The sequence below is a fragment of the Streptomyces nojiriensis genome (assembly GCF_017639205.1).
Classification (GTDB): Bacteria; Actinomycetota; Actinomycetes; order Streptomycetales; family Streptomycetaceae; genus Streptomyces; species Streptomyces nojiriensis.
In genome coordinates this window covers 7,717,948-7,735,215 of the sequence record NZ_CP071139.1, presented here as the reverse complement: position 1 = coordinate 7,735,215, position 17,268 = coordinate 7,717,948, and the positions used below count along the sequence as shown (strand labels likewise).

General features: G+C 73.3%; 16 protein-coding genes and 1 pseudogene. 7 read left to right on the top strand and 10 right to left on the bottom strand.

Annotation, left to right across the window (positions count from 1 at the left end; translation table 11 throughout):
* Positions 1-74: 74 nt before the first annotated feature.
* Positions 75-539 (top strand): hypothetical protein, encoded by a 465-nt coding sequence (locus tag JYK04_RS35575; protein WP_051773767.1) that lies wholly within the window; start codon positions 75-77, stop codon positions 537-539.
* Positions 540-629: 90 nt separating this feature from the next.
* Positions 630-1,334: a DUF4913 domain-containing protein gene (locus JYK04_RS41585; protein ID WP_229876003.1), complete on the top strand. Its 705-nt coding sequence runs from the start codon at positions 630-632 to the stop codon at positions 1,332-1,334.
* A 28-nt stretch (positions 1,335-1,362) separates the two neighbouring features.
* Here JYK04_RS41585 and JYK04_RS35565 read toward each other — a convergent pair whose 3' ends face one another.
* The 6 genes from JYK04_RS35565 to JYK04_RS42005 all read right to left on the bottom strand — a co-directional run bounded on the left by JYK04_RS35565 (position 1,363) and on the right by JYK04_RS42005 (position 8,122).
* Positions 1,363-1,746, bottom strand: coding sequence for a DUF485 domain-containing protein (locus tag JYK04_RS35565; RefSeq protein WP_189741603.1), 384 nt, complete (start codon positions 1,744-1,746; stop codon positions 1,363-1,365).
* Between the two features lie 26 nt (positions 1,747-1,772).
* Entirely contained in the window at positions 1,773-2,633 is an 861-nt protein-coding gene (locus JYK04_RS35560) for an Fpg/Nei family DNA glycosylase (RefSeq protein WP_189741606.1), read from the bottom strand.
* 20 nt (positions 2,634-2,653) lie between these two features.
* Entirely contained in the window at positions 2,654-3,907 is a 1,254-nt protein-coding gene (locus JYK04_RS35555) for a hypothetical protein (protein WP_189741608.1), read from the bottom strand.
* An 83-nt stretch (positions 3,908-3,990) separates the two neighbouring features.
* Complete coding sequence (locus JYK04_RS35550; protein WP_189741611.1) at positions 3,991-4,647, bottom strand: class I SAM-dependent methyltransferase; 657 nt, start codon at positions 4,645-4,647, stop codon at positions 3,991-3,993.
* Positions 4,648-4,752: 105 nt separating this feature from the next.
* A complete protein-coding gene (locus JYK04_RS35545) occupies positions 4,753-6,816 on the bottom strand; it encodes a SpoIIE family protein phosphatase (protein ID WP_229876005.1) in 2,064 nt (687 codons plus the stop codon).
* A gap of 7 nt (positions 6,817-6,823) precedes the next feature.
* Positions 6,824-8,122: a DUF6777 domain-containing protein gene (locus JYK04_RS42005; protein ID WP_189741615.1), complete on the bottom strand. Its 1,299-nt coding sequence runs from the start codon at positions 8,120-8,122 to the stop codon at positions 6,824-6,826.
* A 164-nt stretch (positions 8,123-8,286) separates the two neighbouring features.
* Between JYK04_RS42005 and JYK04_RS35535 the strand changes: the two genes are divergently transcribed.
* Genes JYK04_RS35535 through JYK04_RS35525 form a run of 3 tightly spaced genes read left to right on the top strand, consistent with a single transcriptional unit; the run spans position 8,287 to position 11,176 of the window.
* Positions 8,287-9,186 (top strand): YndJ family protein, encoded by a 900-nt coding sequence (locus JYK04_RS35535; protein WP_189741618.1) that lies wholly within the window; start codon positions 8,287-8,289, stop codon positions 9,184-9,186.
* Positions 9,183-9,716 (top strand): DUF1990 family protein, encoded by a 534-nt coding sequence (locus tag JYK04_RS35530; RefSeq protein WP_189741621.1) that lies wholly within the window; start codon positions 9,183-9,185, stop codon positions 9,714-9,716. The genes JYK04_RS35535 and JYK04_RS35530 overlap by 4 nt, the downstream gene beginning before the upstream one ends.
* Before the next feature lie 20 nt (positions 9,717-9,736).
* Positions 9,737-11,176 (top strand): lipase maturation factor family protein, encoded by a 1,440-nt coding sequence (locus JYK04_RS35525; RefSeq protein WP_189741624.1) that lies wholly within the window; start codon positions 9,737-9,739, stop codon positions 11,174-11,176.
* Here JYK04_RS35525 and JYK04_RS35520 read toward each other — a convergent pair.
* Together JYK04_RS35520 and JYK04_RS35515 are read right to left on the bottom strand one after the other, a co-directional pair.
* Positions 11,162-12,145 carry an NAD-dependent epimerase/dehydratase family protein gene (locus JYK04_RS35520; protein ID WP_189741627.1) on the bottom strand — a complete coding sequence of 328 codons (984 nt, stop codon included), beginning with the start codon at positions 12,143-12,145 and terminating at the stop codon, positions 11,162-11,164. The two genes, JYK04_RS35525 and JYK04_RS35520, sit on opposite strands and share 15 nt — an antisense overlap.
* Before the next feature lie 191 nt (positions 12,146-12,336).
* Positions 12,337-12,510, bottom strand: a complete 174-nt coding sequence (locus JYK04_RS35515) for a hypothetical protein (RefSeq protein ID WP_189742150.1) — start codon at positions 12,508-12,510, stop codon at positions 12,337-12,339.
* Positions 12,511-12,839: 329 nt separating this feature from the next.
* On the opposite strand from JYK04_RS35515, the gene JYK04_RS35510 reads away from it, so the two are divergent.
* Positions 12,840-13,328, top strand: a complete 489-nt coding sequence (locus JYK04_RS35510; RefSeq protein ID WP_189741631.1) for a hypothetical protein — start codon at positions 12,840-12,842, stop codon at positions 13,326-13,328.
* A gap of 19 nt (positions 13,329-13,347) precedes the next feature.
* Here JYK04_RS35510 and JYK04_RS35505 read toward each other — a convergent pair whose 3' ends face one another.
* Positions 13,348-14,847, bottom strand: a complete 1,500-nt coding sequence (locus JYK04_RS35505; protein WP_189741634.1) for an SDR family NAD(P)-dependent oxidoreductase — start codon at positions 14,845-14,847, stop codon at positions 13,348-13,350.
* 291 nt (positions 14,848-15,138) lie between these two features.
* Between JYK04_RS35505 and JYK04_RS35500 the strand changes: the two are divergent.
* Positions 15,139-15,873 (top strand): annotated as a pseudogene (locus JYK04_RS35500) (DMT family transporter); the annotation flags it as partial.
* A gap of 102 nt (positions 15,874-15,975) precedes the next feature.
* Here JYK04_RS35500 and JYK04_RS35495 read toward each other — a convergent pair.
* On the bottom strand, positions 15,976-17,223 hold the full coding sequence (locus JYK04_RS35495) for a transglycosylase family protein (RefSeq protein ID WP_189741637.1): 1,248 nt from the start codon (positions 17,221-17,223) through the stop codon (positions 15,976-15,978).
* Positions 17,224-17,268 lie beyond the last annotated feature (45 nt).

Here is a 17,268-nt window from a genome sequence, read left to right as displayed (position 1 = left end):
GAAGCACGGGAGAAGGTGGAACGGTGCAGCCCGAGGGTAGTAACGGCACCAGTGACGGCGGGCTCGCGGTGCCCATGGCCTGGCTGTATGCCGAGTACATCGCGGACGAACTGCTGCGTACGGGCCGGCTCATCCCGGTCAGCACCCTGGAGTTCAGGGCCGGACGGGACACGCTCGCCCTGACGATCTACCTCTCGGACGCGGCCGGCGAGCTCTCCGGCATCCGGGTGGTCTCGCAGCTCGACGAGTGGCTGTCGCTCACGGCGTACGGACACCCGTGGCGCGACTGGGTCCACACCCGGTTCCTCGCGCTCGGCGAAGAGGCCCGGGAACGCGGCGACGGCGGGGACCCCGACCTGGAACTGGCCCGGGCGGCGTGGCGCTGGCTGGACAGCACCGAGCTGTTCGCCACCAACCTCGACCCGGGGCGGCCCGACCACACCGACATCCCGCCCGGTCTGGACGAGAACGCGCGCGTGTGGACGCCCGCCTGGCAACTCGGGCTTCCCCTGGGACATTTGGCGATGCACCTGTTCTGACAAAGCCGCGAGCGCGAGCACGGTCGCAGGACGCTGAACTCGTATGATCAGCACACTCCTCACGTGGCTCGAAAGGCACACATCAGTTCCATGGACAGCAAAGCGATCGAGAACGCCCAACGGGTGGCAGCGCGGGTGACGGCCGAAGCCGATGGCGATGCCTGGAAGGAACACCACTGGACGGTGGCCCGCTTCCTGGCCGGTTCCCGATCGGCCGCGGAGGAGGACCGCTGGAGAAGGCAGTTGGGCGACTGGAGGGAGCGACTGGTCGCCTCCCTCGCGGCGGACGCCTACGCCGAGGTCGCCGAATCCCAGGACCTCCTCCTGGGCTGGCTCCTGACGGAGCTTCGGCGCAGCGACGACGCCCTCGGCTCGCTGCTGGCGCTGTACCCCCTGCCCAGGCCGAGGCCGGAACCCCGTTCCGTCTTCCCCATGCCGGCGGCGGACGTCTACGGCGACGGGCCCGAGTTCTATTTCAGCGACGTCTTCGCCTTCGTCACCGACTACCTGGCGGTCACGGTCCGCCGCCCCCTGGACGGGACGTCCGCGACCTGGTGTCCGCTCTGGTGGGAGCACCCGGAGGCGGGGGCCCGGCTGTCCTCGCTCTGGCTGGCCTGGGAGCACCTGCGCCACGATCCGGCCCTCGGCATGACGACATGGTGGATCCAGCACGCCGATCCCCACCTGCGGGTCCTGATGGACCCCCGGCAGGGCCCGTTCGCCGCCTGCTCACCGAAGGGACACACGCACGAACCCCTCGGCCCGCTCCCGGTGGAACCGTACGAGCCGACATGAACCGATACGCCCGATACGAACCGACCGGCTAGCCGCGGTCGGCGGGGTCCATCACCAGGCCGGTGAAGTCCGCCTCGTTGCGCTCCGCCCGGGTGACGTACCACCGGGCGATGAGCCACATCACCGGATACACCAGCAGGCCGAGCGCCACCCAGACCAGTGGCCCCGACGCGTCGCCCGACAGGGCGAACACCAGCGGAAGGGTCCCGATCAGCGATACGAGCGCTGCCGACGCGCCCAGGGCCGCCCGTAGCTGGCTGCGCATCAGGGCCCGGACATAGGTGGCCCCGAGGGTGGTCTGCTCGGAGATCTCCGAGCGGGCGGGGGTGTGCGCGGGCGGTCGGCGGCGGGCGCCCCGGGGGATCCCGGTGACGATCTCGCGCCGGGGCGGCGACTGTTGCTCCTCGGCCATGGTCGCGGAGTCTACGCAGCGACCGCCTATTTGAGGAGGCGTGAGAGCCGCCGGTCCGCGAGCGGCTTCCCGCCGGTCTGGCAGGTGGGGCAGTACTCCAGGGAGGAGTCGGCGAAGGACACCGAGCGCACGGTGTCCCCGCACACGGGGCACGGCTCACCGGCCCGGCCGTGCACCCGCAGGCCGCTCTTCTTCTCGGCCTTGAGCGCTCCCGCGGACACCCCGTGGGCCCGGCCGACGGCCTCGCCCAGGGTGCTCCGCACGGCCTCGTAGAGCTGGGTGACCTGCTCCTCGGTGAAGGAGGCGGCGAGCTTGAACGGCGAGACCCTGGCCGCGTGCAGGATCTCGTCGCTGTAGGCGTTGCCGATTCCCGCGATCACGCTCTGGTCCCGCAGCACGCCCTTGATCTGGCGCCGCTCCCCCGCGAGCAGCGCGGCGAAGGCGTCCCGGTCGAAGCCCTCGGCGAGCGGGTCGGGGCCGAGGCGGGCGATGCCGGGCACCTCCTGCGGGTCGCGGACCACGTACACGGCGAGGCGCTTTTGGGTACCGGCCTCGGTGAGGTCGAAGCCACCGCCGCCCACGAGGGAGACGCGCAGGGCGAGCGGCCCCTTGCCGGGGCGCGGCGGCTGCGCGGGCAGGGTGTCCTGCCAGCGCAGCCAGCCGGCCCGGGCCAGGTGCGTGACGAGGTGGAGCTCGCCGACCGGCAGGGCCAGGAACTTGCCGTACCGGGCGGGGGTGCCGGCCGGCTGCCCTTCGAGGGCGGCCGGCGGTGGGTCGTACGTCTTGAGCACGCTCACGGCCAGCGGGAGGACGCGCTCGACCACCCGCCCGGTGAGGTGCTCGTCGAGGTACTCCCGCAGGGCCTCGACCTCGGGCAGCTCCGGCATGGTCCCAGCCTGCCGCCGCCTCAGGCGAAGCGCGAGCTGGGCACCGGGCCGGGCGAGGCGGCGCGGTCGCGGGGCGCGGTGAGCCAGCCGTCGCGGACGGCGGTCACGAAGGCGCGGAAGGCCCCGTCCGGGTCGGGCGGGGTCGCGCCGTCGCCCTCGTCCGGGCCGGCGGCGGCCAGCGCGATGTCCTGGGCGATCTCCTCCTCGGGCCGCGGGTCGTCCTTCCACGGCGGGGAGACGAACTGGCACAGCAGCGTGCTGAAGTCCGCGCTCACGGCGGGCGGGTCGGTCCAGCGGGTGGCGTGCTCGGACAGGATCTGACCGTCGGCGCGCGCGTGCAGGGTGCGCAGGAGGTCCGGATCGGCCGCGGTCAGGTCGTAGGCGACGACGAGGGTGTCCGTACGGGCGGGCTCGTACGGTACGGCGGGCAGCCCCAGCACCCGTGCGGCGGCGAGCCCGAGGATCCGGTCGGACCGGCCGGGCAGCAGCGAGACCGTGGCGGGGCGGCGGCCGGCGGCCTCCAGGGCGAGTGCCAGGCGGGCGAGGCCCTGGCGGCACTGCTCGTGGGAGTCCCCGAGGTAGGCGTACCGGCCGGTCATCCCGGCGTCCCAGCCGTACGGGGAGAGGGTGCCCAGCAGTCCGCCGGTCAGGCCGTAGTGCCAGCCGCGCAGGTCGGCGCGGCCGAGCGGATCGGCATGGCCGGCCGCGCCCTGGGCCCGGCGGGCCCGGTCGGTGCGGTGCAGCCGGTGCTGCTGGCGGGCGTGGGCGCCGGACCACTGCGGGTCCTCGGGGGCGGGGAGGGTGCGGCCGATGCGCGCGGCGGTGTCCAGGTCTCCGGCGAGCAGGGTGTGGTGCACGAGGAGGTACGTCTCGGGCCAGGCGGGCAGCTCCTGGCCGCGGCCGGAGAGCAGGGCGACGGCCTCGGTGTGCCGGTTCTCGTCCTCGAGTGCGGACACCAGCTCGGCGAGGAGCGGCCGCGAATCGGGGAGCATCCGGAGTGCCTCGCGCAGCGGTGCGACGGCGAGGAAGGCTATGCCGTGCTCGACGCAGGCGTAGCCGAAGTCGTAGAGGGCCTGGGGCTCGCCGGGCCGCTTGGCGGCGGCCTTGGCGGCTCCGGCCAGGTCCTTGAACCCGGCGGCGTCGGCCAGGGCCCGCGCGGCCTTGGCGAGTTCGGTGATCGATGCCGTCTCGGCGTGCGGCCGAAGGGAGCGTACCGCTCCGGGCAGATCGTCCTTCTTCAGGAATCGGCGTACTTCATCCATGGCGTTGGTCATCGCTCCAGATCCTCACGGAGCGGGGCCGGGCCCGCAACGGACTTTCCGCGGGCCGCCGGTCGCGTACGGCTTCGTCGCCCGGGTCAGATCCGGGCGATCAGTGCGTACCGCTCGTCGGTGACCGGTCCGCCCCACAACTCGGCGTCGCCGCTGAGCGGTTCGATCCGCAGGCCGGACACCAGGGGCCGGACCGCTGCGGCCAGCTCCCCCGCTGTGATCCCGCCGTGCCAGGGGAGCGATTCGGCTCCGGCGACATAGGGCACGCCGCTCTCGCCGGCTTCCCGCCAGCGCCCCTCGACCAGTACGAGCCGCCCTCCCGGGACGAGCCGCGCCACCCACGCGCGGAGTGCCGCCCCGGGATCGGGCAGGGTCCACAGCAGGTGCCGGCAGAGCAGGACGTCGAACCGCTCCTGCCCGGTCGGCGGATCGGCGGCGTCGCCGACGAGGAAGCGTCCCGTCAGTCCCGCGGCGGCGAGTTTGGCCTCGGCCCGCTCCACCATCCGGGGCGCGAGGTCCACTCCGGTCACCCGGTGCCCGGCCTCGGCCAGCAGCAGGGACAGCGACCCGGTACCGCAGCCGACGTCGAGGACGCCGGCCGGACCGGCGGGCAGCCAGGAGCTCAGCAGCCGGGCCCACGCGGCGCGGGTGTGCTCCTGCCGCAGGCCGTGATCGGGTTCGTCGTCGAACGCGGCCGCAGCGGCGTCCCAGTACGCGGTGATGGCGCGGGTCGGTTCTGACATGCCGGTGATCCTGCCAGCCACCACCGACAACGGTCCGCAGGACGGCGGAGCGCCCGGCCCCGGCCCCCGGCGCGGTCAGGGTCAGGGTCAGGGTCAGGGTCAGGGTCAGCCCATCACGAACTCGCACCATACGCATTTGCCGCCGCCCCGCGGTTCCACGCCCCAGACGTCCGCCAGGCGGTCCACCAGCATCAGGCCCCGTCCCGAGACGCCCGACTCCCCCGCCTCGCGGCGGCGCGGCAGTGCGCTGGAGCGGTCCTCCACCTCCACCCGGAGCCGGCGCTGGGGGCCCGCCAGGACCCGTAGGGTCACGATCGCCGGGCCGTCCGTGTGCATCAGGGCGTTCACGATCAGCTCGTCCGCGACCAGTTCGATCTCGTCGGCCCGTTCCCGTGCGCCCCACGACCGCACCGCCGCGCCGATCATGTGCCGGGCCGCCACCAGGGCTTCCGGGTCCCCCGGTGCCACGTGCTGCTGGAGGCGGCCGCCGCCCTCCTGGGCGGCCACCACGTGGCGGCGCAGCAGGAGCAGCGCCATGTCGTCGTCCCCGCCCCGTTCGTCGACGATCTCGCACAGCAGGTCCGCCAAGAGCTGCAGGTCCGCCGGTCCGCGGCGGATGTGGCCGGTCAGGAGCTGGATTCCGTCGTCGAGGTCGGCGCCGGGCTGTTCCACCAGGCCGTCGGTGCACAGCAGGACCGTTTCCCCCGGGTCCAGCTCCACCGTGGTCACCGGGTACTCCAGGCGGCCGAACTCCGCCGAGAGGCCGAGCGGCATCCCGCCCGATACCGGGAGCCGGTGGCAGTCCCCGTCGCGGGTGCGCAGCAGCGGGTCGATGTGGCCCGCCCGGACCACCTGGAGGACGCCCGTCGAGAGGTCGGCCTCCACGTACGTGCAGGTCGCGAACCGGTCGGTGTCCAGCTCGTGCAGGAAGACCGAGGCCCGGGCCATGACCGTGCCGGGCGAGTGCCCCTCGGCGGCGTACGCGCGCAGCACGATCCGCAGCTGGCCCATGACGGCCGCCGCGTGCGTGTCGTGGCCCTGGACGTCGCCGATGACGGCGCCGACCCGGCCGCCGGGCAGCGGGATGACGTCGTACCAGTCGCCGCCGATGTCCTGGCCCATCCGGGCGGACCGGTAGCGTACGGCGATCTCCCCACCCGCCACCGAGGGGATCCGCCGCGGCAGCATGGCCTGCTGGAGGCCCTCGGCCAGGTCGTGCTCCTGCTCCAGCAGCATGGCCCGCTGGAGGCTCTGCGCGATGCTGCTGCCCAGGGCGACGAGCAGGTTGCGCTCCTCCTGGGTGAAGCCGTCCTTGTCCTGGTAGAGCAGTCCGATCGCGCCGATCGGGCGGGCCTGGGCGATGAGCGGCAGGTAGGCGGCGGCCGAGATCCGCATGTACGAGATCTTCGCCCAGAGCCCGGGGTAGTCCCGGGCGAATTCCTGCGCCGAGTCCAGGAAGCGCGGTTCCAGCGAGCGGACGACCTCGCTCATCGGGTACTGCTCGTCGATGCGGGTGTAGCGGGTGCCGGGGACGAAGCTGTCCTCCGGGCCCTCGGCGACCAGGTGGATCCGGCCGGCTTCGACGAGGCCCATCACCATGCCCATCGAGCCGAGCCGTTCCAGTCCGTGGGCGTCGCCGATGACGTCGATGACGTCCTGCACGGTCCGGGCGTGCGCGAGGGCGGCGGTGGTGGACTCGACCACCGAGGTCTGCCGGCGCCGTTCCTCGTCCAGGCCGAGCCGCTCCGCCGAGTGGCTGAGCTCGTCGGTGGCGTCCCGGACGATGCCGATGATCCGGTACGCGCGGCCGTCCTGGCCGCGCATGACACGGCCCTGGGTGTGTGTCCAGCGCAGCCGCCCGTCGTGGCAGCGGATGCGGAAGTAGGCGCCGTAGCTGTCCTCGCCGCTCTTGAGGGCGGAGGAGACGAGGGCGTCGAGCCGGGCGCCCTCGGTGGCGGGAACGCGCGGGTTGAGCGACTCCGGCCGGCCGTCGTACTCGTCGGGAGTCGTGTCGAAGACGTCGAGGGCGGCTTCGTCCATGTGCATGAGACCGGTGATCAGGTCCCAGTCGAAACTGCCCATGCGGTTCAGCGAGAGCGACCGGTCCGGGTGTGCGGGCCAGTCGTCCGGCAGCGATACGGTGGTCGGCACCGATCCACCATGACACACGGGCCGGTCAGGCGCTCTCCAGCGGAAGGCCTCCGTCCGAGGGCTGCGGCTGCAGGTCCGGGTCCGGGACGGCGTTGGGGTCGGCCGGGTTGTAAGGGGCGTACGGGTCGGACGGGATGTCCGGGTTGTGCGGATCGACGGGGGCGGCGGGGTCGGCGGGCAGCGGGCCCGATCCGTCGGGGTCCAGGGGAAGCAGCCCCAGCTCACCGGGGTCCAGCGGCGGCAGGCCGGCCAAGGGGTCCGAGGGATTGCCGGACGGCGGCTGCTGGGGCCGCTGCGGCTGCTCCGGGTTCAGCGGCCGGGTGGAGGGGTTCGACGGCTTGCCCGGGTTCCGCGGCAGGTTCCCGCCGGCTGAGCTCTGCGAGCCCTGCGGGCAGTCCGTTGCCCCCGGCGCCGGAGCGGTGGGAGCGTTCGGCGAGGCCGGTGAGGCCTGGTCCGGCGGGCAGGGGTCGCCGGACGCGGACCCCTGCGGGGTGACGGGCCCGTCCGGGATGCCGGCGGACGCGTCGTACGGGGGCGGCGCCTTCGGGACCCGGTCCTGTGCGCCGTCGTCGCCCCGCTTGCGCTCGATCCAGGTGTTGTCGGCGATGTTGACGATCACCAGGTTGTTGATCACGTGGGCCGTCGGTTCGATGACGACGACCTGGTTGGCCTGGTAACCGCTCCACGGATCGCCCTTGTGCACCGGGGATCCCTTGGCGGTGCGCGGGGAGGCCAGCGGGTTTCCGCAGCCGCAGCGGACCCGGGGCATGCCGTGCTCGTCCACGAGGACGGCGGTGCCGGCCTGCAGGACGGACTGGAAGCCGTCGGCGGCGCCGTCGCGGAAGGCGTGGTTGGTGACGCGGGTGTCGGCGCGCAGGACGACGGGGGTCAGGCCGCGCAGGAATTCGGGGATCTTCCCCACCTCGATGTTCGACGCCTCGGCGAAGGCCTGGGCCTTGGCCTTGTCCTCGGTCAGGAAGCGGACCTGCTGTTCCACGTCGCAGCTGCCGAGCCGCTGGGTACCTCCGTACAGGCCGGGGGTGGCCGCGTTGACGGTGCGGATGCCCTGGCCGGTCGGGTTGGGCAGCGGGGGCTGTACGGGGGCGGACTCGGCGGTGGCCGAGGAGGCGGTGAAGGGGTCGGGGCCGACGGAGGCCACGGGCTGGAGGTAGACCTCCTGGCTCTCGGCTCCGGGGGCGCCCGCCGGCTGCTCCGGGCTGCCGCACGCCGCTGCGAGGAGGCCGAGGAGGGCGAAGAGGGCGGCTCCGGCGGGTGCATGACGCCTCGATGCCTGACGTGGTGTCGGAAGTGACGGTCCGTTCACTTGAATCTCCCTGTTCGCCCCGGTTGCTCCCCTCTTGTCTGCCGCATCCGCGCGGGAGCCGCAACCGGAGCGCACCTTGAACATGTTCAAGGAACGTCGTAGGCTCACGACCGCGAGTTGAACGCGTTCAAGGCGTTGGACCGCAGCGTTGGGGGGAGTCCAGGGTGACGGCACTGGTGAACGTGATCGTCACCCTGGGCATGCTCTACGTCGTCCCGGCCGGCCTGCGGCTCATCGACCCGGCCCGGCTCCTGCGCACGGCCCGCCTCTGGCCGCTCGCCGCCGCACCCGGAGCCCTGTGCCTGTGGCTGCCCCGCGGACTGCCCGCCACCGCGCTCGCCGCGCTGTACGCGGCGGCCTGCCTGGCGCTCGCCGCCCGGGCCCCGGTCCTGCTGCCGAGGACCCGCTCCCTGACCCCGCCCGCGATCGCCGTCGCCACCGCGCTGGTCTCGCCGTCGATCGCCGCCACCGCGCTGGTCGCCGAGCGTGCCGGGTACCGGCTCTTCGGTTTCGACCTCGACATCCTGGCGCTGACGGTGCCCCACTTCCACTTCGCCGGGTTCACCGCCGCCCTGGTCGCCGGGCTGGTGTGCCGCGCCGTGGGCGGCCGCGCCGGAACCGGCGGCCTCGCGCGCTGGGCCGCGTACAGCGTCCCGGCGGGCACCCTGCTCGTCCTCCTCGGCTACTTCGTCGACGACTGGGCCGAACTGCTGGGCGCGGTGGTCCTGACCGGCGGGATGTGGGCCGTGGCCCTGCCCACCTGGCGGGAGGTCCGGCCCGCCGGCGCGGACCGGACCACACGGACCCTGCTCGCCACCTCGGCGGCCGTGCTCGTGGCCACCATGCTGCTCGCCCTGTGGTGGGCGGTGGGCGAGGCCACCGGGATCACCCACCCCACGCTGACCTGGATGGCCGCCACCCACGGCCTCGGCAACGCCCTCGGATTCGCCCTGTGCTCGGTGCTCGCCTGGCGCCGGCTGGCCGCCGACACCCGCCTCGCCGACCGCCCGGACCACCGGCCACGCACCATTGCCACCACCGACCGAGTGGAGACCTCGCCATGACCCGCCTCATCAGCGCCGGCCGGGACACCGTCAGCTACCCCGACCGGGGCGCGACGGCCCACCGGCCACTACCCGCCGGATACAACCACCTGGGCCACCGCACCCGCCTCGGGCACGGCCGGGCCGTCTTCGAGGCCGCCGGAACCGCGATCACCACCTTCGAGGCCCACCGGACCTCGGGCATGCGCGTGCGGGCCGACGCCGGCGCGGTCCGGCCCGGCAGCCGGGTGATCGTCGGGATCGGCCTCGGGCCGCTGCGGATCGAGGCTCCGTGCGAGGTGATCTGGACCGCGTACGAGCCCGCCCGCATCGGTTTCGCCTACGGAACCCTGGCCGGGCACCCCGAGTGCGGGGAGGAGTCCTTCATCGTGGACATGGACCCGGACGGCACGGTGTGGTTCACGGTCACCGCCTTCAGCCGCCCGAACGCCTGGTACACCCGCCTCGCCGGCCCGGTGGTCCCCTTCCTCCAGCTGTCCTACGCCCGCCTGCTCGGCCACCACCTGCGCAAGCTGGCAGCCACCGGCTGACCGGTCCGATACTGGAGGCGATGGACTGGTTCACGGCGCCCGGATACTGGCTCGCCCGGCTGGTCTTCCAGCGGGCCCTGGCCGGGGTCTACCTCGTCGCCTTCCTCGGGGCCGCCCTGCAGTTCCGGGCCCTGATCGGGGCGCACGGCATGACGCCCGTACCGCGCTACGTACGGTACGTGCCCTTCCGGCGCGCCCCGAGCCTCTTCCAACTGCGCTACTCCGACCGCCTCTTCGCGGGCTGCGCCTGGGGCGGCGCGGCGCTGGCCGCGGCGCTGGCCGCCGGGGCCGGGGACGAGGTGCCGCTGGGCGCGGCCATGGCCACGTGGGCCGTGCTGTGGCTGCTCTACCTCTCGATCGTGAACGTGGGGCAGACCTGGTACTCCTTCGGCTGGGAGTCGCTGCTGCTGGAGGTGGGCTTCCTCGCCGTGTTCCTCGGCAACGCGCGGGCCGGTCCGCCCGTACTGGTGCTGTGGCTGCTGCGCTGGGTGCTCTTCCGCGTGGAATTCGGGGCCGGGCTGATCAAGATCCGCGGGGACCCCTGCTGGCGCAAGCTGACCTGCCTGTACTTCCACCACGAGACGCAGCCGATGGCCGGGCCGCTGAGCTGGTTCTTCCACCATCTGCCGAAACCGCTGCACCGGGTGGAGTGCGCGGCCAACCACGTGACCCAACTGATCGTCCCGGTACTGCTGTTCACCCCGCAGCCGGTGGCCTCGTACGCCGCCGGGATCATCATCGCGACGCAGCTGTGGCTGGTGCTCTCGGGCAATTTCGCCTGGCTGAACTGGCTGACGATCACGCTGGCCGTCTCGGCCGTGGACTTCACCGGGCTCGCGGGCGCTCCCCCGGCGGCCGCCTCGCACACGGGTCCCGTGTGGTTCGTGGTCCTGGTGTGCGCGGTGACCGTACTCGTCCTGTACCTCAGCCGGCACCCGGTGCTCAACATGGTCTCGCGCCGCCAGGTGATGAACCGCTCCTTCGACGCGCTGCACCTGGTCAACACCTACGGGGCCTTCGGCTCGGTCGGCCGGGTCCGGATGGAGGTGGCGGTGGAGGGCACCGCGGACCGGATGCCGCGCGCCGACGGGGACTGGCGCGAGTACGGCTTCAAGGGCAAGCCGGGGGAACCGGGCCGCCTTCCGCGCCAGTTCGCCCCGTACCACCTGCGGCTGGACTGGCTGATGTGGTTCGCCGCGATCTCCCCCGACTACGCGCGGGACTGGTTCGGGCCGTTCGTGGAGCGGCTGCTGGCGGGCGACCGGGACACGCTGCGGCTGCTGCGCGACAACCCGTTCCCGGACGCCCCGCCCGTCCATGTCCGCGCCCTGCTGTACCGCTACCGGTTCACCACCTGGCGGGAGCTGCGCGAGACGGGCGCCTGGTGGCACCGCACGCTCGTGCGCGAGTACCTTCCGCCGACCCGCCTCGCCGACGCGCGCCGCTCAGAGCCCGAGTAGCGCGGCCTCCCGCTCCGCCGAGATGCCCTTGGCCGGCACGTCGGGGCGCTGCGGCGCGACTCCGCCGAGCGTGCGCAGCCAGGCCCAGGTGTCGGCCACGGTCTCCTCGACCGGCCGGCACGTCAGCCCGGCCGCCAGCGCCTTGGAGACGTCCCCGCGGTGCATGTGGTCGTAGGCCTCGCCCTCGGGGACCCAGACCGGGAGCTCGGTCCAGGGCTGCACGCCCGCGTCCAGGAGCCGGGCCGGGTCGGTCCAGCGCAGTTCGGCGCCGGCCCCGGTGGTGGCGGCGCAGGCGTCGAGGAGTCCGCCCATCGTGGCGTGCCCGGACGGGGAGACCAGGTTGTAGGCGCCCGAGCGCCCCGCCGCGGCGGCGTCCAGGGTCCAGTGCGCGAGGTCGCGTACGTCGATGTACTGGATCGGGAGCTCCCGCGGACCCGGAGCGAGCACCGGGCCGCCGCGTGCGGTGCGGTCCAGCCACCACGGCAGCCGGCCGACGTTCTCGTACGGGCCGAGGATCAGCCCGGCGCGCACCATCAGGGCGCGGTCCCCGAACGCGTCCAGGACGGCGAGTTCGCCGCCCCGCTTGTCCTCGGCGTAGGCGGTCGGCCCGGCGTCCGGCGAGCCCGCGACCAGGGCGCCGTCCTCGGCGAGGCCGGCCGGGGCGGGATAGGCGTACACCGAGCGGCTGGAGATGTACGCGTACCGCCCGGCCCGGTCGCGCAGCAGGCGGCTGCTGTCGCGGACCGCGGTGGGGGCGCCGCCCCAGGTGTCGACGACCAGGTCCCACTCGCCGGCGGTGAGGGCGGCCAGCCCGCCGGGGGCCGTGCGGTCCCCGTGGAGGGCGGAGGTGCCCGGCGGGGGCGTGTGGTGCCCCCGGTGGAAGACGGTCACCTCCCAGCCCCGGGTCAGGGCGTCCTCGGTGATCGCGCGTCCGACGAATTCGGTACCACCCAGCATCAGCAGTTTCATGCCCGCCAGCCTGCCGGGGCGGGCACAGCGGCGGAAGCGGTGATCGCCGTCGGCGAAGACGCTCAGGGCGTAGCCGGGAGGGGAACTCCACCGGGACCGGGCCGGGCGGCGGAGGCGGGCGGGAACCGCTGCGGGCAGGGCAGCGCCCCCGGTGCGCGTGGGCACGGGGGCGCTTGGCACCGCTGTGCGGACTAGTCGATACCGGGCAGGATGTGCGCTTCCGCCAGGTCGTCCTCGTACCCGGCCAGCCGGATCGGGGCGGATCGGGCCCAGACCTCGAGGCTTCCGAGCTCGTCGGTCCGGGGCTTCGCCCGCGTTCCCGTCCGCTCGATCACCGTCGGTTCGGGCTTTGTCTTCTCAGTCACCGCGCACTCCTTCGTGTCGCGTAACCCGGTAAGCGGACCGCGCGCCGGGCAAGGGATGAAAGGTTTCCGGACGCGGTGGCGCCTTAGTGGAGCGCGGCCCGGATGGGGGCCGTCTTGATGCCCCAGAGTACACATATGAGCGGACCTCCGCTCGATAGGAAGGCAAAATCCGCTGCGCCCTCTTACTTTCGCTCCTAGTTCAGCAAGTCGTGGCTCTGCGGGTACGTGACGGCTGATCTGCTCGACCCCGGACGTGCGCGGTGTGACGGAGGGGGTCGGCGGTGGCGAGGTCCGGAGTGCCCGAGGCTCAAGTCCCTTACGTCACAAGCGTGCTGGAGCTGATGGAGCTGTTGCGCGCCGACCCTGACGACCGGGGCCTGCGGACCGCGGCCCTGCTGCGCCGCTCGCACCCCTTCGACAAGGAACTGCAGATCGCGGGCCTGGTGCACCGCCTCGGGCATTTGCTCCGTCTGAGTGACGGGACGGTTACCGTGGGGGTGGCGGCGGAGTCGATCCGCCCGTTGCTCGGCGAGCGGGTGGCCCGGCTGGTACGGCTGCAGTCGCCGGAGCGGCCCCACCCGGACAGTGACGACGACGACGGCGACGGCGACGACACCGAGGCGGTGGCCACCCTGTGCCAGGCCCGGGACGCCGCCACCGCGGCCGGCCTGGACGCGGGTGTGCTGGAGGACTGGCAGCCGCTGCTGGAACTGGTCGCGGCCGGGTCCTGCCGGGTCGGGTCCCCCGGGAACGCGATCGACCCCCTCGGTGCGCCGAGGGGGTCGAAGGGGCCGAGCGGGCCGTACCGGGCCCGGTAGGACGGGAGGGGCTCCGGATTTACCAGTTCGCCGGGGCGTAGTCCTTCAGGAAGACGCCGAACAGGTCCTCGCCGGCCTCGCCGCGGACGATCGGGTCGTAGACCCGGGCCGCGCCGTCGACCAGGTCGAGCGGGGCGTGGAAGCCCTCCTCGGCGAGGCGCAGCTTGTCGAAGTGCGGACGCTCGTCGGTGATCCAGCCGGTGTCGACCGAGGTCATCAGGATGCGGTCGGTCTGGAACATCTCCTGGCCGCTGGTCCGCGTCACCATGTTCATCGCGGCCTTGGCGGCATTGGTGTTCGGGTGCCCCGCACCCTTGTAGCCGCGGCTGAAGACGCCCTCCATGGCCGAGACGTTGACGATGTACGCCCGCCCGTTGGCCGCCTTCCGGGCGGCGTCCGCCATGGCCGGCCGAAGTGCGCTGATCAGGATGAACGGCGACGTGTAGTTGCACAGCTGGGTCTCGAGCAGCTCCACCGGGGAGATCTGGTCGATGGTCTGCACCCAGGTGTTGCTCTCGACGACGTCGGGGAGCAGGCCGCCCGCGTCGATGGCCGTGCCGGCGAGGTGCCGCTCCAGGCTGGCGTTGCCCGCGACCAGGGCGAGGTCGGCGACCTTCTGCGCCTCGAGCCCGCTCACCCCGACGGGCAGCGCCGCCAGGCCGTCGACCGCGCCGGAGTTGAAGGCGCCGATGACGTGGTGGGCGGGGAGCTCACCGGCGGGCAGCGGGGCGGCCTCCCCCTCGACGAGCGCCGCGTAGGCGCTGGGCAGGCGGCGCACGGTCTGCGTCGCGTTGTTGATCAGGATGTCGAGCGGACCGGCCGCGGCCACCTGGTCGGCGAGGGCCACCGACTGGGCCGGGTCGCGCAGGTCGATGCCGACGACCTCCAGGCGGTGCATCCAGTCCGCGGAGTCCTCCATCGCCTTGAAGCGGCGGATGGCGTCCTTGGGGAAGCGCGTGGTGATCGTGGTGTGGGCGCCGTCGCGCAGCAGCCGCAGCGCGATGTACATGCCGATCTTGGCCCGGCCGCCGGTGAGCAGCGCGCGCTTGCCGGTCAGGTCGGCGCGGGCCTCCCGCCTGGTCCGGTTCTCGGCGGCGCACCCCGGGCAGAGCTGGTGGTAGAAGTAGTCGACCTCGACGTACCGCGTCTTGCAGACGTAGCAGGAGCGCGGGCGCTGGAGTATCCCGGCGATCCGGCCGGCCTCCGTGACCGAGGAGGGCAGGATGCCCTCGGTCTCGTCGTCGATGCGCTCGGCGGAGCCGGTGGCGGTGGCCTCGGTGACGGCCTTGTCGTTGGCGGTCTTGGCGGCGCGGCGCTCTTGGCGGCGGCGCTGCTTGACCGTCCGGTAGAGGCCGGCGGTGGCGCGGCGTACGGTGATCGCGTCGGGGTGGTCGACGTCGAGCTTGTCCAGCTCGTCGAGCACGCTGAGGCAGAGGGCCAGCCGGTCGGGGTCGATGCCGGGCCCGTAGGCGGGCCCGGAGTCGTGGCCGTAGTCCTGGCTGTCTTCGGTCACCGTCATTGCCGCTGCCGTTCCTTGATCACTCGTCCGCATCCGCCTGCTGCGGAAGTCCTCAAAAGGGCAACTGTACGGATCCCATACGCCCGGAGCCAAACCCGCTCCCGCCGCCCTCACCCACCGCGAACGGAACGTCACCCTGCGCGGCGAAAGGGTGGCCGCCGGACCGGGGAAGGGGTCGCTTTCCGCTGCCCGCGAGGCCACGCTGCGTACTCCCGTACTACGTCTGGAGTATGACTGATCACCACCTGTGGACGGAGGAATAGCGCAGGTGGGTCGGGCATTGTGGACCTTATGAGTGCACTGGCGCTGTCGGTCCTGCTCTGCCTCGTGTCCGCTCTGGCGTACGCGGGTGGCGCGATCGTCCAGGAACGGGTCGCGGCGAGCACGCCGGGCCGCCGGTACGCCCCGCTGCGCCGGGGAGTGTGGTGGGTGGCGGTGGGGCTGAACGGCCTCGGTGCGCTGCTGCACGTGGTGGCCCTCGCGTACGGGCCGCTGAGCCTGGTCCAGCCGCTGGGCGCCCTGACCATCGTCTTCGCCCTGCCCATGGCGGCCCTCTTCGTACGGCGCCGGGCGGGCGCGGCCGCCTGGCGCGGGGCGGTGCTGGCCACGGTCGGCCTGGCCGGGCTGCTGGCGCTGACCGGCGGGAACGGACGGGCCGGGCAGGCGCTGGCGGGGGACGAACGGCGGGTGCTGCTCGTGGTGACCGCGGGGGCGGTCCTGGTGCTGTTCCTGGCGGCGCACCGGATGCACCGGGCGGTGCTGCACAGCGTGCTGCTGGCCGCGGCGGCCGGTACGGCCTTCGGCATGGCCTCGGTGTTCACCAAGGCGGTGGCGGAGGACTTCGGGCCGGACGCCCTGTCCGGCCGGTGGCCCGACCTCGCCGCGATCGCGGTACTGGCGGCCGGCGGGCTGCTGCTGTCGCAGGCGGCCTACCGGGGCGCCGGGCTGACCGCGCCGCTGGCCACGGTGACGGTGGTCAACCCGGTGGTGGCGGCGACGGTCGGCATCACGCTGTTCGACGAGGGCTTCCGGTACGGGGCCGCGGGCACGACGGCGGCGGTGGCCAGCGCCGCGCTCGCGGCGGCAGGCCTGATCCTGCTCACCGTCGTGCCCTCGCACGTGCGCGGGTCAGATGCGGACCCCGTGGCCGCGGAGGTACTTGAGCGGGTCGATATCGGATCCGTAGCCGGGTCCCGTGCGCATCTCGAAGTGCAGGTGCGGGCCCGTGGTGTTGCCGGTCGAGCCGGAGCGGCCGATGCGCTGGCCTCCGGAGACCTGCTGGCCGGCCTTGACGCCGAGCGCGGAGAGGTGGGCGTACTGGGAGTACCGGCCGTCGGTGTGCCGGATGACGACCTGGTAGCCGTAGGCCCCGGCCCAGCCGGCGGAGACGATCTCGCCGGGCCCCACCGACTTGACGGTGGTGCCGGTCGCCACCGGGAAGTCGACGCCCGTGTGGTAGCCGCTGGACCAGGAGGATCCCGAGACGCGGTACGCGGTGCCGAGGGCCGCGTCGACGGGGGCGGAGAATCCGCCCGCATCCGGCTTCTGCTGCGCTGAGGCGGGCTCCGGGGCTGGCTTCTCGGCCGGCTTCTCGGCGGGCTTGGGCGCGGGCTTCTCGGCGGGCTTCTCGGCGGTCGGCTCCACGGGGGTCACCGGGTCGGCGGTCCGCGGCGGCTTCTCGGGGTCCTGCCTGGGCGGCGGCGGCAGGGCCGGCGCCGTGGTGACCCGCAGGGTGAGCCGCTGGCCGGGGAAGATCAGGTTCGGGTTGCCGCCGATGGTGGTCCGGTTGGTCTCGTACAGCGCCTGCCAGCCGCCCTCGACGTGCTGGTCGGTGGCGATCGCGGAGAGCGAGTCGCCGGGCGCGACGACGTACGGGTTCGGCAGGACGGAGGTCCCCGTCGGGCGTGGTCCGGTGCCCTGCTCCGGGGCCGTCCGCACCACGGGAGCCTGTACCTGGACCTGTGTCTGCGTCTGCGGGGTGACGGCGGGCGCCGGGCCGCTGCGCGTGAGTCCGGCCTGCTTCCCGCAGTTGGGCCAGGCGCCGGGCCCCTGCCCCTTGAGCACCTTCTCCGCGACCGCGATCTGCTGGTCCTTGGTGGCCAGGTCGGCGCGCGGGGCGTAGGCGGTGCCGCCGAAGGCCCGCCAGGTGCTCTGGCTGAACTGGAGGCCGCCGTAGTAGCCGTTGCCGGTGTTGATGCGCCAGTTGTTCGTCGACTCGCAGGAAGCGACCTTGTTCCACGTGTCCACGGAGGCCCCGTGGGCGACGCCGGCCCCGATCAGCGGGAGCGCGATCCCGGCCCCGCCGGCGGTCACGGCCAGTGAGGCCCGGTTGATGCTGCTCGGCTGATACCGGCGGTGCCGGCCCCGTACACCCATGGGAGCCCCCATCGAAGACATCAGGAACCGCACAACTTAACGTCG

Excerpts from the sequence above, each read along its gene's own strand:
- JYK04_RS35555 (WP_189741608.1), bottom strand. The coding sequence starts at position 3,907 with ATGACCAACGCCATGGATGAAGTACGCCGATTCCTGAAGAAGGACGAT.
- JYK04_RS35520 (WP_189741627.1), bottom strand. The coding sequence starts at position 12,145 with ATGAAACTGCTGATGCTGGGTGGTACCGAATTCGTCGGACGCGCGATC.
- JYK04_RS35495 (WP_189741637.1), bottom strand. The coding sequence starts at position 17,223 with ATGGGTGTACGGGGCCGGCACCGCCGGTATCAGCCGAGCAGCATCAAC.
- JYK04_RS35550 (WP_189741611.1), bottom strand. The coding sequence starts at position 4,647 with ATGTCAGAACCGACCCGCGCCATCACCGCGTACTGGGACGCCGCTGCG.
- JYK04_RS35530 (WP_189741621.1), top strand. The coding sequence starts at position 9,183 with ATGACCCGCCTCATCAGCGCCGGCCGGGACACCGTCAGCTACCCCGAC.
- JYK04_RS35525 (WP_189741624.1), top strand. The coding sequence starts at position 9,737 with ATGGACTGGTTCACGGCGCCCGGATACTGGCTCGCCCGGCTGGTCTTC.
- JYK04_RS35505 (WP_189741634.1), bottom strand. The coding sequence starts at position 14,847 with ATGACGGTGACCGAAGACAGCCAGGACTACGGCCACGACTCCGGGCCC.
- JYK04_RS41585 (WP_229876003.1), top strand. The coding sequence starts at position 630 with ATGGACAGCAAAGCGATCGAGAACGCCCAACGGGTGGCAGCGCGGGTG.
- JYK04_RS35565 (WP_189741603.1), bottom strand. The coding sequence starts at position 1,746 with ATGGCCGAGGAGCAACAGTCGCCGCCCCGGCGCGAGATCGTCACCGGG.
- JYK04_RS35560 (WP_189741606.1), bottom strand. The coding sequence starts at position 2,633 with ATGCCGGAGCTGCCCGAGGTCGAGGCCCTGCGGGAGTACCTCGACGAG.
- JYK04_RS35575 (WP_051773767.1), top strand. The coding sequence starts at position 75 with ATGGCCTGGCTGTATGCCGAGTACATCGCGGACGAACTGCTGCGTACG.